The sequence below is a fragment of the Pseudomonas sp. REB1044 genome, from assembly GCF_038813925.1.
Lineage (GTDB): Bacteria > Pseudomonadota > Gammaproteobacteria > Pseudomonadales > Pseudomonadaceae > Aquipseudomonas > Aquipseudomonas boreofloridensis.
Genome location: NZ_CP046139.1, coordinates 4,436,572 through 4,452,451, shown reverse-complemented (window position 1 = coordinate 4,452,451; position 15,880 = coordinate 4,436,572). Strand labels below are relative to the sequence as shown.

Sequence of the window (15,880 nt, the reverse complement as noted above, 5' to 3'; positions counted from 1 at the left end):
TCGGTTCCGAAACATCGGACAAACCCTAGATCAGGTCCATTCGCCTGCGGGCACGCTGAGCCGAGCCATTGCGCATGGCCCAGCGCAGTATCGGCGCGATCTGCTTCACCCCGAGACGTACCAAATGGCGCTTGAGCGGACTCTGATGTTGCCCGAGGAGGTCGTTGGCCCATAAAGGCAGCAGGTCGATGCCCGCCTGCAGCATGAGTGTGCCAACCGGTTGCGCCACCCGGCTGGGCGCCGGCGCAGCGAGCAGGATGTGCACGACTTCCAAGCTACGGTCATCACAGCACAATTGCGGGCGCATGCCTTGCAGATAGTCTTGCACTTGCCTGCAGGAGCGCGGCACATCGCGCGCACCTAGTCGCTCGGCGACGAGGGCGATTTCCGCGTAGTAGGCGTCCTGGTCGTCAGCGGACATCTGCGGGTTGCGGTAGCGAAGATGTGCGGCGAGGAAGCTGCTCACCTCGGCGACGTGCACCCAGGTGAGCAGGTTTGGGTCGCTGGCTGCGTAGGGGCGTCCATCGGGCGCGATGCCGACGACCTGAAGGTGAATCTTGCGGACTTTTTCGATCAGCCACTGCGCATCCTGGGTCGAGCCGAAGGTCGTGCCGGAGATGAATTGGCTGGTCCGACGCAGGCGTCCGAGCAAATCTTCACGAAAGTTGGAATGGTCCCACACCCCGGCCAGCGCCAGGGGTGGAGCAGTTGCAGCATCAGCGCACTGATGCCGCCGATCAGCATGCTGGGAAAGTCGCCATGGACCCGCCAGCTCACGCTGTGTGGGCCAAACAGGCCCGGATCGCCCTTGGGCGACTCCAGGTCGAGTTGACCGAGCGCAAGCCCGGTCATGCTCATCAGCTGAGTTTCGATACGGCGACGCAGTGCTTCCACGGGCGTGTGGATCAACCGCGGTGACGTCCGCGGAAGTAGTTGATCAGACCTTGGGTCGAGCCATCCTCTGCGCTGTCCTCAAGGCTGCCCACCAGACGCTGGTACACGCCTTTGCCTAGCTCCTTGCCCAGTTCGACGCCCCACTGGTCGAAGGCGTTGATGCCCCAGATCACGCTCTGCACGAAGACCTTGTGTTCGTACATCGCCACCAGCGCGCCCAGGCGCCGCGGGCTGATGCGCTCGACCACCAACGTGTTGCTCGGACGGTTGCCCGGGATGACCTTGTGCGGCGCAAGCGTTTCCACGTCCGCCTCGTTGAGCCCCTTGGCGCGCAACTCGGTTTCTGCTTCTTCGCGCGTCTTGCCGAGCATCAGGGCCTGGCTTTGCGACAGGCAGTTGGCGTAGAGCCACTGGTGGTGGTCGGCCACTGGGTTGAAGCTGACCACCGGCACGATGAAGTCGGCCGGGATCATCTGGGTGCCTTGGTGGAGCAACTGGTGATAGGCGTGCTGACCATTGCAGCCCACGCCGCCCCAGATCACCGGGCCGGTCTCGGTCTTCACCGGCGAGCCATCGGTCAGCACGCTTTTGCCGTTGGACTCCATGTCCAACTGTTGCAGGTGCTTGGTGATGTTACGCAGGTAGTGATCGTAGGGCAGGATGGCGTGGCTACTGGCGTTCCAGAAGTTGCCGTACCAGACGCCCAGCAGGGCGAGCAGCACCGGCATGTTCTTCTCGAACGGTGCCGTCTGGAAATGCTGGTCCATGGTATAGGCCCCGGACAGCAGTTCCTTGAAGTTGGCGGTACCGATGGCCAGGGCAATCGGCAGACCGATGGCCGACCACAGCGAATAGCGCCCGCCGACCCAGTCCCACATCGGGAAGATGTTCTCTTCGCGGATACCAAACGCCACGGCCGCAGTCTTGTTGCTGGAGACAGCAATGAAGTGACGGTAGAGCTCGGCTTCAGAACCGCCCTGGGCCAGGTACCAGGTGCGAGCAGCCTGGGCATTCTTCAGCGTTTCGAGGGTGTTGAACGATTTCGAAGAAACGATGAACAAGGTGGTCTCGGCGCGCAGCTTGGCCGACAACTCATGGAATTCGCTGCCGTCGATATTGGCCAGGTAATGGCAGCGCACGCCGCGCTGGGCGTACGGCAGCAGCGCCTCGGAGACCAACTCCGGGCCCAGGAAGGAGCCGCCGATACCGATGTTCACCACGTCGGTGATCGGCTTCTCGCTGTAGCCGCGCCACAGTCCGTCATGGATGCGTCCTACCAGTTCGGTGATCTGGTTGAGCACCTTGTGCACTTCCGGCATCACGTTGACGCCGCCGACATTGAGCTTGTCGCCGACCGGGCGGCGCAGGGCGGTGTGCAGCACAGGACGGCCTTCGGAGCCGTTGATGATCTCACCGCTGAACATGGCCTTGATTGCCTCTTCAAGGCCCACTTCCCGCGCCAGGTCGACCAGCAGGTCGCGGGTCTGCTCGGTAATCAGGTTCTTCGAATAGTCCAGGAACAGGCCGCAGCTGCTGAGCGAGAACTGCTCGAAGCGCTTGGGGTCGGCGGCGAAGGCTTCTCGCATGCTGAACCCCTGCATGGCGTCGCGGTGCTGTTTGAGCGCTTGCCAGGCGGGCAGGGCCGTCACGTCGTGGGGAGTGCGGTAATACGCCATTGCGGGTGGTTTCCTTGGGGCATGGTCTGGCTTGGACACTGGCAGTCATTGCCAGTTGCAAGAAAAGGCCATTATAGGCATTGGTCCGATGGCGGGAATGGGAGCGGTGCTGCGGGGGATGAAATTTTTGCGAGAAATGCGGCAAGGTGCTGCGAGCAGGCTCTGCGCGTTTGTCTGCGCAGAGCCTGCAAGGTCTTATGCAGCAGGCTCTTCAAGGTGCAGGTAGAGGTTGTCGATCAACCGCGTAGTGCCCAGATAAGCCGCCGCGAGAATGACCAGGTCTCGGTCGTCGATCACGGCTGGCTTGAGCGTCAGCGCATGGCGGATTTCCAGATAGTCCGGGCGCAGTCCCGCATTGATCAGGTGCGCCTGACCTTCGGCGAGCAGCGTCGAGAAATCGCGCCGACCGCGACCCAGTCCTTCGGCCAGCGCTCGCAGGACCTGATACAGCACCGGCGCCGTAGCGCGCTGGTCCGGACTCAGGTAGCCGTTGCGCGAGGACAGCGCCAAGCCGTCCTCGGCACGCACGGTCGGCTCGCCGATGATCTGGATCGGCATGTTCAGGTCGCGCACCATGGCGCGAATGACTGCCAGTTGCTGGTAGTCCTTCTCTCCGAACACCGCTAGATCCGGCTGAACCATGTTGAACAGTTTGCTCACCACGGTCGCTACACCTTCGAAGTGGCCCGGGCGGCTGGCGCCGCACAGTCCCTCTGACAGATGTGGCACGCTGACTCGGGTCTGCACGCCCATGCCATCGGGATACATCTCCTCGACCGCTGGCGCGAACAGCAGGTTACAGCCTGCCTGCAGCAGCGTTGCCTGATCGGCGACCAGGGTGCGCGGGTACTTGTCCAGATCTTCGCCGGCGCCGAACTGCAGCGGGTTGACGAAGATGCTGGCAACCACGAAGTCGGCGCGCTGGGCCGCCTTGACGACCAGAGCGGCATGGCCGCTGTGCAGGTTGCCCATGGTCGGGACGAAGGCGATACGCTTGCCTTCGCCGCGCGCGCGCGCTACTGCAGCGCGTAGTTCACGGACGGTCTTGACGGTATTCATGCGCTGAACCCATGTTCAGGTGCCGGGAAGGAGATGTCCTTGACCGCCTTGACGTAGGCCGCCAGGGCGCTGTCGATGCTGGGCTGACCCGCCATGAAGTTCTTCACGAACTTCGGCACGCGACCGCTGAGGGACAGGCCGAGCATGTCGTGCAGGACCAGCACCTGGCCATCGGTCCCGCTGCCGGCACCGATGCCGATCACTGGAATGCTCACAGCCTGGGCGATGTCCGTAGCCAGCGCGCTGGGTACGCATTCGAGCAATAGCATGGCCGCGCCTGCCTGTTGCAGGGCGAGGGCATCGGCGCGCATCTGCTGCGCCTGGGCCTCTTCGCGGCCTTGGACCTTGTAGCCGCCCAGTACATTGACTGTCTGCGGTGTCAGGCCCATGTGCGCACAGACCGGAACGCCACGGTCGGCCAGCAAGCGGATAGTGTCACCCAGCCAAGCGGCGCCCTCGACCTTGATCATGTGCGCCCCCGCACGCATCAGCGTGGCGCAGTTGCTGAACGATTGTTCGAGGGTGGCGTGGGCCATGAACGGCAGATCGGCGAGGATCAGCGCACCCTGGTTGCCGCGTTTGACACAGGCGGTGTGGTAGGCCATCTCGGCGGTGGTGACTGGCAGTGTGCTGTCATGGCCTTGCAGGACCATGCCCAGCGAGTCGCCGACCAGCAGTACTTCGACGCCGGCCTGGCTTGCGGCCTTGGCGAAGGTAGCGTCGTAACAGGTCAGCATGGTGATTTTCTCACCCTTGGCCTTCAGGCTATGCAGGGTGGTGAGGGTAACTTCAGGCATGTAGCGAGATCCTCGTTCAGGCGCTGTGAAAAACGACTGCGTACAACGCGTGTATTCATCTTCCGGAGCGGCACATCATCGTGCGTGATGTTCGGGTCACAGGGCTGTCCGGGCCTAAATGGGTAGAGAGCGGCTGACGGGCGCCGCGGGACGCCTATAGTCGTGAGCGAGGTGGGGGAAGTCAATGACCCTGTTACCGCATTGTTACGCCCTGAGTGTTACTGCCGTTACCGATGGCAGAAGTGCCCGGATTACAGGCGCTCCAGCCCCACGAAGGGGCAGGCCTGAAGCAGTTGCGCGAGGCGACGACCGTCGGCCAGGGTGAAGTCGGCGGGTACCAGTTCGGCCAGCGGGTAGAGCACGAACGGGCGGGCGTGCATATGGTAATGAGGCACTTTTAGCCGGGGGATATCGATGACGTCGTCGCCGAACAGGAGTATGTCCAGGTCGAGCGTGCGCGGTCCCCAGCGCTCCTTGCGCACTCGGCCATGGTCGTTCTCTATACCTTGCAAGGCGTCGAGCAGCGCTAGCGGCGCCAGGCGGGTGTCGAGTGCCGCGACGGCATTGGTGTAGCGGGGCTGGCCGGGCAGCAAGGATTCACTGCCATACAGGCCCGAGGCTGCGACCAGGCGTGTCGCGGGGATGCGGTCCACGGCCTGGAGCGCACTGCGCAATTGCTCGTCGGGGGCGTCCAGGTTGCTGCCCAGGCCGATGTAGGCGCGAACGGTCATGCTCAGTCGAAGCTGCCTTCGCCACCGGACTTGCGCTTGCTGCCACTGCGCTTGCGCTTGCGCGTGGTCGAGGCGCCGTCATCGCGGCTGCCCAGTTCGCGAATCATGTCGCGGCGTTCGCTGTCGTGGGCATCCTGGTAGTCGGTCCACCACTGGCCAAGGTCGTCGGTTTCCTCGCCGGCGCTTTCGCGCAGCAGCAGGAAATCGTAACCGGCCCGGAATCGAGGGTTCTCCAGCAGCATGTCGGCGCGTTTACCACTGCGCCGTGGCAGGCGCTCCTGCATGTCCCAGATCTCGCGGATCGGCAGGGTGAAGCGCTTGGGAATCGCGATGCGCTGGCACTGCTCGGCGATCAGGTCGTGGGCGGCTTCGTTCATCGCCGGGATCGGCGGCACTCCCTGACTCTGCAGGAACAGCGAGCGCGCCGGGAGGGCAGGCCAGAGCAGAGCAGCGAACAGGAAGGCTGGGGTGACCGGCTTGCCTTGCTTGACGCGCAGGTCGGTGTTGCTCAACGCCTGGCTGATCAAGGTGTGGGTGTAGCTCGGGCGTTCGTCCAGCGCTTGGGCGCTGGCTGGGAACAGCGGCTCGAACAACTGCAAATCGACCAGCATCTCGAAGGCAATCGCCCCGTGGCCGGACAGGAACAGCTTCAACACTTCCTCGAAAAGGCGTGCTGGCGGGATCTCGCGCAACAGCTTGGCCAGGTCGCGGATGGGCTGAACGGTATGTTTTTCGATGCCGAAATCCAGCTTGGCGGCGAAACGCACCGCCCGCAGCATACGGACGGGATCTTCCTGATAGCGATGGGTGGGATCGCCGATCAGGCGCAGTAAACGGTTGCGGATGTCGTGCACGCCATTGGCGTAGTCCAGGATGCGCTCGCTGACCGGATCGTAGTACAGCGCGTTGATGGTGAAGTCGCGGCGCTGGGCATCGTCTTCGAGCGTGCCGTAGACGTTGTCGCGCAGAATGCGTCCGCTGGAGTTGTGCGACGAACGGTGGGTGTCGCCTTGGTCTTCCTCGCTGTGGTGGGCACGGAAGGTGGCAACCTCGATGATTTCGCGGCCGAAATGGATATGCACCAGCTTGAACCGGCGACCGATGATCCGCGCATTGCGAAACTCGGCGCGGACCTGCTCGGGTGTGGCGCTGGTGGCGACATCGAAATCTTTGGGGGCGATGCCCAACAGCAGGTCACGCACGCAGCCGCCGACCAGATAGGCCTGGTACCCAGCGCTCTGCAGGCGCTCGACGATGCTCACGGCGTGGCGGCTGAACTGGCTGCGCTGGAGCGAGTGCTGGCTCTGATTGATCACCTCAGGCGTGGTGCGCCTGTGCTGACCACGGAGGGGAGGACGGAACGACTGGAACAGCTTCTTCAGCATGGGATGCACTGTATGAAGGAATGTTCGGCCAAGACTAGGAGAATGGCCGCATGATGGCGGGGGATTCTAGCATTTACTGTCGGGATGGTGTAGGCGGTGCCGCGAAGGGATTCTGATGGGGGTAGAAACGACAAGGGGAGCCTAAGCTCCCCTTCAAGTCGTTGCGTGCTCTTATTGTTTTTTTATCGGGCTTCTTGTTTTTGTTGAGTGCTCTGTCCACCGATATTTACGCTGTGGACGACCCCATGTTCGGGGTGAAGAGCAAACGGATTGCTTTGGTCGCTGAGTCATGCTGATCATTCGATCCAACCAGTTCAGGCGCTGCTTTAGTGCAGTGTTGTTATTCTCAGCCTGGTTGTGGGGCAAGCCCAAACACAACGCCTCTCCAAAAGAATCAGTTAGCTGCGCCTCCGCCGTCTTGTTCTTGTTATGCGTGAGTCGTTTCGTCTTGTTCTTATTCTGAATTGCCGTGCTTGTTATTGTTCTTGTACGAAAGATATAGCAGGTGCCGTGCCAACTCTGTGAGGTCCAGTGAAATCGGGGGTTTGGGCGATTTTAGGCGTGAAGCTTGTCGGCGAAATGATGAGATTTCGTTACCGTATGCCTCGGTTTGTTACGCCAGGGGCGGACGAGGTAACAGATTTTTCACGTCGGAGGGGCGCTACTGGATGGCACGGTGAAGGCGGGGGCTCTGCGGGACACGTCCGGTGCTACACGTTGGGCGTGTCCCGCGTCGCGAATGATCAGTTTTCGCTGGCCACGTTACTCTTACGTCGCGGGATGCCCAGGCGCTGGCGCCGTTCCCACAAGCATTTGCGACTGACGCCGAGTTTTCGTGCCAGTTCGGTTTCGGTCATGTGGTCCTGATGCTCGAGTACGAAATGCTGGAAATAGTCTTCCAGCGACAGGTCCTCGGTAGGTTCGTGGCTGGCGTTGCTGGTGCTGACGCCACCTGCTGCGTGAAGACCTTCGAGCATGTCGTCGTCCAGGTCGGCCAACTCGATATCGATGCCCAACAGATCGGCCGATATTTCCGGACTTTCGCTGAGGATGACTGCCCGCTCGACCGCGTTTTCCAGTTCACGCACGTTCCCGGGCCAATGGTAATGACGAATGGCCTGCTCGGCATCGGCCGCGAAATGCAGGTCGTCGCGGCCGATGCGTGCGCTCTGGCGAGCGAGGAAAGCATCGGCGATCTGGTTGACATCGCTCCCGCGCTCGCGCAGGGCCGGCAACTTGAGGGCGATGACATGCAGGCGGTAGTAGAGGTCTTCGCGGAACTGTCCTGCTTTGGCTAGGTTCTTCAGGTCACGGTGGGTAGCGGCGATCAGGCGCACATCGACCTTCTGCGACTGCACCGATCCGACCCGGCGGATCTCGCCCTCCTGAAGCACACGCAACAGGCGAGCCTGGGCCTCTAGCGGCAACTCGCCGATTTCGTCGAGGAACAGAGTGCCACCGTCTGCCGCCTCCACCAGGCCGGCGCGGCCGGCGCTGGCACCGGTGAAGGCGCCTTTTTCGTGGCCGAACAGCTCGGACTCGATCAGGGTCTCCGGGATCGCCGCGCAGTTGACGGAAATCATCGGCGCCTTGGCGCGGCGCGAGAGGTTATGCAGCGCGCGCGCCACCAGCTCCTTGCCGGTGCCGGACTCGCCCTGGATCAGCACATTGGAGTCGGTGGGCGCGACTTTGCGGATTTTACTGAACAGGTCCTGCATGGGCGCACAGGCGCCGATGATGCCGATCTCGCCATTGGCCGGGGCATTCATGGGCTTTTCGGCTGCCCCACCCTTGCTGGCGCGGCTTGGTTCGGCGGCAGGCGTGGCGCTGGCGAAAGCACTTTGGCGGTCGCGTAGAATCCGGGCGACGGCTTGCAGCATTTCATCGTGGTCGAACGGTTTGGCGATGTAGTCCACCGCGCCCATCTTCATCGAATCGACTGCCGAGCGCAGGCTGGCATAGCTGGTCATGATCAATACCGGCTTGCCTTCTCCGAGCTTGATCAGTTCGGTCCCGGGAGCGCCGGGCAGGCGCAGGTCGCTGACGATCAAATCGAAGGAGGCAATGCTGAAGCGCTCCTGGGCTTCCTGTACCGAGCCGGCTTCGCTGACCTGATACTGGTTGCGTTCCAGCAGTCGGCGTAGGGCCGAGCGAATGATGGTTTCGTCTTCGACGATCAGAATATGCGGCATTGATTCAATTCTCTCGACGGTCTCGAATGTCAGGGGACGTCGCTACGACATGCCGGGGCAGGGTCACGCGGATCCGTGTGCCACATTGCCGATCAGGATCGGCCGGGCTGTCGATGGTGATTTGCCCATAATGCTCTTCCACGATGGAATAGACCAGCGCAAGCCCCAGTCCGGTTCCTTCGCCTGGATCCTTGGTGGTGAAGAACGGCTCGAACAGGCGATCCATGATGTTTTTCGGAATGCCGCTGCCTTCGTCTTCGACGATCAGGTCCACGGTGTGTTCGCTCGCTTCGCTACGCACACGCACCGCACTGCCCGGTGGCGAGGCATCGCGGGCGTTGGACAGCAGGTTGATCAGTACCTGGGCCAGGCGCTGCGGATCGCCTTCGGCCCAATGGTCGGGGTCACACAGGTTGAAGAACTGCACCTCGAAATTGCGCCGGTTCAGGGCCAGCAGCCCGATCGCATCCTGCGCCACCTCGGCCAGGGCCACCGGTTCTTCGTTGTTCTGATGGCTGCCACCGGCGTGGGCGAAGCTCATCAGTGACTGGACAATGCGTGACACGCGCTTGGTCTGCTCAAGGATCTGGCTGGACAGCTCGATGATCTCACCGTCGTCTTCGCGTTCCTCGCGCAGGTTCTGCGCCAGGCAGGCGATGCCGGTGATCGGGTTGCCGATTTCGTGGGCCACGCCCGCCGCCAGGCGACCGATGCTGGCCAGGCGTTCGGAGTGCACCAGCTTCTCCTCCAGCGCCTGGTTTTCGGTGAGGTCTTCGACCAGCAGCACCAGGCCGCTGTTGCCCGGAGCCAGCGGTTCGTCGATCGCCGCCTTGTGCAGGTTCAGCCAGCGCGGCTGGCCGTCGAGCGCCAAGCGTTGTTTGTGCAGGTGCTCGTCAGGCAGGTTGATGAAGCCTTCGAGCAAACCGCGCCAGGGTTCAGCGATGGTGATCAGGCGCGACCCCACCACATGCTTGGCGGCGATTCCGGTCAGTTCCTCCATGGCCTTGTTCCACATCAGGATCTCTTGATCCTTGGCCAGCGAGCAGACGCCCATGGGCAGTTCCTGAAGCGTCTGGCGGTGATAGCGGCGCAGGGCGTCGAGCTCGGCGGCAAGGCCGGTCAAGCGCGAGTGGTAGTCTTCCAGCCGGCTTTCGATGAAGTGGATGTCTTCGGTGACGTAGTTCTCGTTCCCGGACTTGTAGGGCAAGAAGGTCTCGACCATGTCTTGGGCCACGCTGGGACCCATGAGTCCCGAAAGGTTGGCTTCGATGCGATCACGTAGTCGACGCAGGGCGTAGGGACGGCGCTCGTCGAACGGCAGGTAGAGATCGCGCAGGGCCTGCTCGACCTCTTTCTGTGCGGCCTTGGCCCCCAGCGGCTTGGCCAGTTGGGTGGCGAACTCCTGGGGTGAGGCAGCGTGCAGTTCGCGACGCTGTGGGCGGCGCACGTTGTCCACGGCACAGGCCTCGGCGGCGCTGACTTCCTCGCTGCTGGCATTGGTGAACAGCGATATCAAGGTAAACAGCAGGACGTTGGCGGCCAGCGAAGCGATGGCTGCCATGTGCCAACTGGTGTCGTCCAGTACGTAGATCATGTCCAGCAAGGGAATGTAGAAGCCTTGCACGTTGCCCAGCAGTGGCAGCAGCATGGTCACCAGCCAGACCAGGGTGCCAGCCAGCAGGCCCGCGATGAAGCCGCGGCGGTTGGCGGTCGGCCAGTACAGCACCGAGAGCACGCCGGGCAGGAACTGCAGGGTGGCGACGAAGGCGACGATACCTAGGTTGGCCAGGCTCTGGTGGGTATTCTGGGTCAGGTAGAAGACGAAGCCCGCGGTGATGATCGCCACGATCAGGGCGCGACGGGTCCACTTCAGCCAGCGGTAGATATTGCCCTCGGCCGGTGGCTGGTACAGCGGCAGCACCAGGTGATTGAGCGCCATGCCCGACAGCGCCAGGGTGGTGACGATGATCAGGCCGCTGGCGGCGGAAAGCCCGCCGACATAGGCCAGCAAGGCCAGCGCTTCGTTATTGGCGGCGATGCCCAGGCCCAGTGTGAAGTACTCTGGATTGGTGCTCGCGCCCAGGCGCAGACCAGCCCACAGCACCAGCGGCACCGCCAGGCTCATCAGCAGCAGGAACAGCGGCAGGCCCCAACTGGCACTGACCAGGGCGCGGGGGCTGAGGTTCTCGGTGAAGGCCATGTGGTACATGTGCGGCATGACGATGGCCGAGGCGAAGAACACCAGCAACAAGGTGCGCCATGGGCCTTCCTGCAGCGGGGTATGCAAGGCTGCCAGTGCGGTCTGGTTCTGCAGCAGCCAGACTTCCAACTCGTGCGGGCCTCCGAACACGCCGTACAGCGCATACAGGCCGATGCCGCCCAGTGCCAGCAGCTTGATCACCGACTCGAAGGCGATAGCGAACACCAGGCCTTCGTGTTTTTCGCGGGTAGCGATGTGCCGCGAGCCGAAGAAGATGGTGAACAGCACGATCAGCACACAGAAGGCGAAGGCGACCCGTGCCTTGACCGGCTCGCCGGTGAGGATGCTGATGGAGTCGGCCACCGCCTGTATCTGCAGGGCCAGCAGCGGCAGCACGCCGATCAGCATGATCACCGTGGTCAGGGCGCCGGCCCAGGTGCTGCGAAAGCGAAAGGCCAGCAGGTCGGCCAGCGAAGAGAGCTGGTAGGTGCGGGTGATCTTGAGGATCGGATAGAGCAGTACTGGGGCCAACAGAAAGGCGCCGGACACGCCCAGGTAGCAGGCAAGGAAACCATAGCCGTATTGGTAGGCTAGACCTACCGAGCCGTAGAAGGCCCAGGCGCTGGCGTAGACGCCCAAGGACAACGTGTAGGTCAGGGGATGGCGGATGACCGAGCGCGGGATCAGCCCGCGCTCGCTGATCCAGGCCACGCCGAACAGCACCAGCAGGTAGGCGGCGCTGATCAGGATCATCTGGGTCAGGCTAAAGCTCATCGGCATCTCGTTGGCTCTGCAGGATGAAGGTGACGACGATCAGGATCAGCCAGAGCAGGTAAGGGCGATACCAGGCTCCGGTCGGTTCGATCCACCAGTCCATGATGGCCGGGGAGAACAGGTAGATCCCCACGACCAGAAGCAGGACCAAGCGATAGATATACATGCGGGCCTCGATAGCAAGGTGCTGCGCAAGTGAGCTTCTTATTATTGGCGCAAATGTCCGGGGCGATGCTAGCGGGATTCGCACTCGTTCGCCAAGGATTTGAATTGGCTGGGCTTTTTATCACCCAGAAAGGCGCGGTGGCCGGCGGGTGCGCCGTGGCCTCAGCTCAGTTCGGCCTCGGGTAACGAGGGCCGCGCCGGGATCGCGTCGGGGCGCCATTGCGCGATCGCCTGGGCCAGCACCTCACTGGGGGGCGCGCTCGACAGCGTTGCCGGTGCCTGCTGACCCAGCGCTCGAAGTGCTCGTAGCAGCAGCGGTGTGGCCTGTTCGGCCGGCAGCGGCGGCGAGCGGTAGGTCTTGCCCAGTTTGTGCCCGTCAGGTTGGGTGATCAACGGGATGTGCAGGTAGCGCGGCTGCGAGAAGCCGAGCAATTCCTGGAGGTACAGCTGGCGCGGCGTGTTGTCGAGCAGGTCGGCGCCACGCACGATGTCGGTGACTCCCTGCCAGGCATCGTCCAGGACCACCGCCAGTTGATAGGCGTACAGTCCGTCGCGACGCTGGATGACGAAATCGCCCACCTCGCGGCCCAGATGCTGCTCGAAGCGACCTTGCACGCGGTCGTCGAAGCGGTAGATCAGTTCAGGGACCCGGATGCGGATGGCCGCGTTTTCGCGAGCATGGCCCGCGTTGCGACAAAAGCCGGGATAGAGGCCGCCATGCTCCTCGAGCTGCTTGCGCGAGCAGGTACAGGCGTAGGCCAGGCCCATGCTGAACAGCCGATCGACCACGACGGCATAAGCGTCGTGGCGCTGACTCTGGAAGACCACCTCGCCGTCCCAGTGCAGGCCGTAGCGCTCCAGCGTCTGCAGAATGGCGTCGCGCGCGCCAGGCATCTCACGGGGCGGGTCGGTGTCTTCCATGCGAAGCAACCATCGGCCGCCTGCGGCGCGTGCGTCGAGCCAGGAGGCCAGGGCAGCGACCAGTGAGCCGAAGTGCAGGAAACCGCTGGGAGTGGGGGCGAAGCGGCCTATGTAGCGGGAGTCTTTCATGGGCATGTCAGGCATATAAATGAAATGGGGCGCTAAATGCGCCCCATTCGGATGAAGTCAGGATCAGCCTTTTCCGGCTGCTTTTTCCTTCTTCTCGGCAATTTCCTTGCAGTCGAAGCACAGGTCGGCTGTTGGGCGAGCTTCCAGCCGGCGCAGGCCGATCTCGATACCGCAGGTGTCGCACCAGCCGTAGTCTTGCTCTGTGTCCTGAATCTTCTGCAGGGTCTTGTCGATCTTCTTGATCAACTTGCGTTCGCGATCGCGGTTGCGCAGTTCAAGCGCGAATTCTTCTTCCTGGCTCGCACGGTCTGCCGGGTCCGGGAAATTCGCCGCTTCGTCCTTCATGTGGTCCACAGTGCGGTCCACACTGATCATGAGCTCGCCTTTCCAGGCACTGAGCAGCTTGGTGAAGTGCGCGCGCATGGGAGCGCCCATGTATTCCTCACCCTTGGTTTCGACATAGGGCTCGACACCGTACATGGTCTGACCGGTTTTTTGCTTTTCTACGGTGGACATGAATAGACCGCCTCTCACTCATCTGATCCAATGCGCAGGATGCTCCATTTCCGGCGACCGCCGGCCCTGCGACTGCGAGCCGCCGAACTTACCAGATAGGTCGGGGGTTGCGCTAGCCCGCCCGATCCGAGGTATTGACAACGGCCCGCCGCGTCCGTTCTGTGTCGGTCGACAGTAGAATCATCAGTCTAGTCCCAAACGAGAGAAGGTCATGGCCTATCCCTACAGCGCGCGCAGTCGCGCCATCGAACCCTTCCATGTCATGGCCCTGCTGGCACGGGCCAATGAGCTGCAAGCGGCAGGTCATGATGTGATTCATCTTGAGATCGGCGAGCCGGACTTCACCACCGCCGCGCCGATCGTCGAGGCCGGTCAGGCCGCGCTGGCCGCAGGCCACACCCGCTACACCGCCGCCCGCGGTCTGCCGGCGTTGCGCGAGGCGATCGCCGGCTTCTATGGCCAACGCTACGGCGTGTCGGTCGATCCCGAGCGTGTCCTGATCACCCCCGGAGGCTCCGGTGCACTGCTGCTGGCCAGCAGTCTGCTGGTGGACCCAGGCAAGCATTGGCTGTTGGCCGACCCTGGATATCCGTGCAATCGCCATTTCCTGCGTTTGGTGGAGGGCGGCGCGCAACTGGTACCGGTGGGGCCGGAAGTGAATTACCAGCTCAACGCCGACCTGGTGCAGCGCCACTGGGACCAGGACACCGTCGGTGCCTTGGTGGCCTCACCTGCCAATCCGACCGGCACGGTGCTGGATCGCAACGACTTGGCCAGCCTGTCTCAGGCCACGCGCGAGCGCCATGGGCATCTGGTGGTGGACGAGATCTATCATGGCCTGACCTACGGCATGCAAGCGCCCAGCGTGCTGGAGGTCGATGACGAAGCCTTCGTGCTGAATAGTTTTTCCAAGTATTTCGGCATGACCGGTTGGCGCCTCGGCTGGCTGGTCGCGCCGCCCTCGGCGGTGGCCGATTTGGAGAAACTGGGCCAGAACCTCTACATCAGCGCCCCGAGCATGGCCCAGCATGCGGCGCTCGCCTGTTTCCAGCCCGACACCCTGGCGATTCTCGAAGAGCGCCGTGCGGCGTTCGCCCGCCGCCGTGATTATCTGCTACCTGCCCTGCGCGGGCTGGGCTTCGGAATCGCCGTAGAGCCGCAAGGCGCTTTCTATCTATATGCCGACATCAGCGCCTTTGGCGGCGATGCCTTCGCGTTCTGCCGGCATTTCCTCGAAACAGAGCATCTGGCCTTCACGCCCGGCCTGGATTTCGGTCGCCACCAAGCCGGCCACCATGTGCGCTTTGCCTACACCCAGAGCCTGCCGCGTCTTGAGCAGGCGGTGCAGCGCATCGAGCGCGGTCTGCGGAGCTGGCAAGGCTGATGCGCTTCGATCCTCCACTCGAACGGGCGCGCCTGCTGCGCCGCTATAAGCGCTTCCTTGCCGATATCGAACTGGACAGTGGCGAGCACTTGACCATTCACTGCCCGAACACCGGCTCCATGCTCAACTGCATGCGTGAGGGGGACAGGTATGGTTCAGCCGCTCCAACGACCCGAAGCGCAAGCTGCCCGGCACCTGGGAGATCAGCGAGACGCCGCAGGGGCGCCTGGCCTGCGTCAACACCGGTCGGGCCAACGCCTTGGTCGACGAGGCCCTGCGCGCTGGCGTCATCGCCGAACTGGCCGGCTTCACCGCGCTGCGGCGCGAAGTGGCGTATGGCGAGGAGGGCAGTCGCATCGATTTTCGGCTCGAATTCGCCGAGGGCCCGGCCTACGTCGAAGTCAAGAGCGTCACCCTGGGCTATCCCGACAGCACGGTGGCTGCCTTTCCGGATGCCGTGACCCAGCGCGGCGCCAAGCACTTGCGCGAGTTGGCGGCATTGGCGCGCCAGGGCATTCGCGCGGTGCAACTGTATTGCGTCAATCTCACAGGGATAGAGGCGGTACGCCCGGCCGAGGAAATCGATGCGGCCTACGCCAAGGCGTTGCGCGCTGCGGTGGCTGACGGCATCGAAGTATTGGCTTATGGCGCGCGCCTGGATGCCGAGCAGATCGTGCTCGAACGTCGCTTGCCGGTGCTGCTCAATCCTTGAGCCAGATGCCGCTGCTGTCCTCATGACAGTCCAGTGCGTGCAGGGCTTCGCCTTCGCAAGGCCCGGCGATGCACTCGCCGGATTCGATCAGGAACAGTGCCCCATGATGGGCACAGTGGATCAGGCTGGCGCTGTCGTCGAGAAAGGCCTGCTCATCCCAATTCAGCGCGATGCCGCGGTGTGGACAGCGGTTTCGGTAGAGATAGACACGACCCTGACGGCGCACGCCGAACAGCGATTGACCGGCTACGCTGAAGGCGCGGCTGCTGCCCTCGGCTAGTGATTCGGTGGGGCAGAGGAAATGCATGGTAGGCGTCACTCTCGAAAGCGGTAGTCGCTTGACGC

General features: G+C 62.9%; 12 protein-coding genes and 2 pseudogenes. 2 read left to right on the top strand and 12 right to left on the bottom strand.

Annotated elements, in window-relative coordinates:
• Nucleotides 1–25: 25 nt before the first annotated feature.
• The 11 genes and pseudogenes from GKC70_RS20290 to dksA all read right to left on the bottom strand — a co-directional run bounded on the left by GKC70_RS20290 (nt 26) and on the right by dksA (nt 13,439).
• Nucleotides 26–894 (bottom strand): annotated as a pseudogene (locus tag GKC70_RS20290) (oxygenase MpaB family protein).
• 11 nt (nt 895–905) lie between these two features.
• Nucleotides 906–2,570 (bottom strand): glucose-6-phosphate isomerase, encoded by a 1,665-nt coding sequence (pgi, locus tag GKC70_RS20285; RefSeq protein WP_342649724.1) that lies wholly within the window; start codon nt 2,568–2,570, stop codon nt 906–908.
• Nucleotides 2,571–2,765: 195 nt separating this feature from the next.
• Nucleotides 2,766–3,629, bottom strand: coding sequence for a pantoate--beta-alanine ligase (panC, locus tag GKC70_RS20280; protein WP_039575144.1), 864 nt, complete (start codon nt 3,627–3,629; stop codon nt 2,766–2,768).
• Nucleotides 3,626–4,426, bottom strand: coding sequence for a 3-methyl-2-oxobutanoate hydroxymethyltransferase (panB, locus tag GKC70_RS20275; protein ID WP_342649723.1), 801 nt, complete (start codon nt 4,424–4,426; stop codon nt 3,626–3,628). The genes panC and panB overlap by 4 nt, the downstream gene beginning before the upstream one ends.
• Before the next feature lie 251 nt (nt 4,427–4,677).
• Nucleotides 4,678–5,157, bottom strand: coding sequence for a 2-amino-4-hydroxy-6-hydroxymethyldihydropteridine diphosphokinase (gene folK, locus GKC70_RS20270; protein ID WP_342649722.1), 480 nt, complete (start codon nt 5,155–5,157; stop codon nt 4,678–4,680).
• Between the two features lie 2 nt (nt 5,158–5,159).
• The gene (locus tag GKC70_RS20265) at nt 5,160–6,542 is read right to left on the bottom strand and encodes a polynucleotide adenylyltransferase PcnB (protein ID WP_342649721.1); all 1,383 of its coding nucleotides are present in this window, start codon (nt 6,540–6,542) and stop codon (nt 5,160–5,162) included.
• Between the two features lie 743 nt (nt 6,543–7,285).
• Complete coding sequence (locus GKC70_RS20260) at nt 7,286–8,734, bottom strand: sigma-54 dependent transcriptional regulator (protein ID WP_342649720.1); 1,449 nt, start codon at nt 8,732–8,734, stop codon at nt 7,286–7,288.
• A gap of 4 nt (nt 8,735–8,738) precedes the next feature.
• On the bottom strand, nt 8,739–11,714 hold the full coding sequence (locus tag GKC70_RS20255) for a sensor histidine kinase (RefSeq protein WP_162889489.1): 2,976 nt from the start codon (nt 11,712–11,714) through the stop codon (nt 8,739–8,741).
• Nucleotides 11,698–11,874: a hypothetical protein gene (locus GKC70_RS20250; RefSeq protein WP_003250005.1), complete on the bottom strand. Its 177-nt coding sequence runs from the start codon at nt 11,872–11,874 to the stop codon at nt 11,698–11,700. Before GKC70_RS20250 ends, GKC70_RS20255 begins: the two co-directional genes overlap by 17 nt.
• A gap of 161 nt (nt 11,875–12,035) precedes the next feature.
• Nucleotides 12,036–12,923: a tRNA glutamyl-Q(34) synthetase GluQRS gene (gluQRS, locus tag GKC70_RS20245; RefSeq protein WP_342649719.1), complete on the bottom strand. Its 888-nt coding sequence runs from the start codon at nt 12,921–12,923 to the stop codon at nt 12,036–12,038.
• A gap of 63 nt (nt 12,924–12,986) precedes the next feature.
• Nucleotides 12,987–13,439 carry an RNA polymerase-binding protein DksA gene (dksA, locus tag GKC70_RS20240; protein WP_342649718.1) on the bottom strand — a complete coding sequence of 151 codons (453 nt, stop codon included), beginning with the start codon at nt 13,437–13,439 and terminating at the stop codon, nt 12,987–12,989.
• 211 nt (nt 13,440–13,650) lie between these two features.
• Here dksA and GKC70_RS20235 point away from each other — a divergent pair, with 211 nt between their 5' ends.
• Both GKC70_RS20235 and sfsA read left to right on the top strand, forming a co-directional pair.
• Nucleotides 13,651–14,823, top strand: coding sequence for a pyridoxal phosphate-dependent aminotransferase (locus GKC70_RS20235; RefSeq protein ID WP_342649717.1), 1,173 nt, complete (start codon nt 13,651–13,653; stop codon nt 14,821–14,823).
• A pseudogene (gene sfsA, locus GKC70_RS20230) lies at nt 14,823–15,535 on the top strand (DNA/RNA nuclease SfsA). Before GKC70_RS20235 ends, sfsA begins: the two are co-directional and overlap by 1 nt.
• Here the strand turns inward: sfsA and GKC70_RS20225 are convergent.
• Complete coding sequence (locus tag GKC70_RS20225; RefSeq protein ID WP_029612661.1) at nt 15,525–15,842, bottom strand: Rieske 2Fe-2S domain-containing protein; 318 nt, start codon at nt 15,840–15,842, stop codon at nt 15,525–15,527. The pseudogene sfsA and the gene GKC70_RS20225 sit on opposite strands and share 11 nt — an antisense overlap.
• Between the last annotated feature and the right edge of the window lie 38 nt (nt 15,843–15,880).

Coding starts and splice junctions, on each gene's coding strand:
- pgi (WP_342649724.1), bottom strand. CDS start 2,570: ATGGCGTATTACCGCACTCCCCACGACGTGACGGCCCTGCCCGCCTGG.
- panC (WP_039575144.1), bottom strand. CDS start 3,629: ATGAATACCGTCAAGACCGTCCGTGAACTACGCGCTGCAGTAGCGCGC.
- panB (WP_342649723.1), bottom strand. CDS start 4,426: ATGCCTGAAGTTACCCTCACCACCCTGCATAGCCTGAAGGCCAAGGGT.
- folK (WP_342649722.1), bottom strand. CDS start 5,157: ATGACCGTTCGCGCCTACATCGGCCTGGGCAGCAACCTGGACGCCCCC.
- GKC70_RS20265 (WP_342649721.1), bottom strand. CDS start 6,542: ATGCTGAAGAAGCTGTTCCAGTCGTTCCGTCCTCCCCTCCGTGGTCAG.
- GKC70_RS20260 (WP_342649720.1), bottom strand. CDS start 8,734: ATGCCGCATATTCTGATCGTCGAAGACGAAACCATCATTCGCTCGGCC.
- GKC70_RS20255 (WP_162889489.1), bottom strand. CDS start 11,714: ATGCCGATGAGCTTTAGCCTGACCCAGATGATCCTGATCAGCGCCGCC.
- GKC70_RS20250 (WP_003250005.1), bottom strand. CDS start 11,874: ATGTATATCTATCGCTTGGTCCTGCTTCTGGTCGTGGGGATCTACCTG.
- gluQRS (WP_342649719.1), bottom strand. CDS start 12,923: ATGAAAGACTCCCGCTACATAGGCCGCTTCGCCCCCACTCCCAGCGGT.
- dksA (WP_342649718.1), bottom strand. CDS start 13,439: ATGTCCACCGTAGAAAAGCAAAAAACCGGTCAGACCATGTACGGTGTC.
- GKC70_RS20235 (WP_342649717.1), top strand. CDS start 13,651: ATGGCCTATCCCTACAGCGCGCGCAGTCGCGCCATCGAACCCTTCCAT.
- GKC70_RS20225 (WP_029612661.1), bottom strand. CDS start 15,842: ATGCATTTCCTCTGCCCCACCGAATCACTAGCCGAGGGCAGCAGCCGC.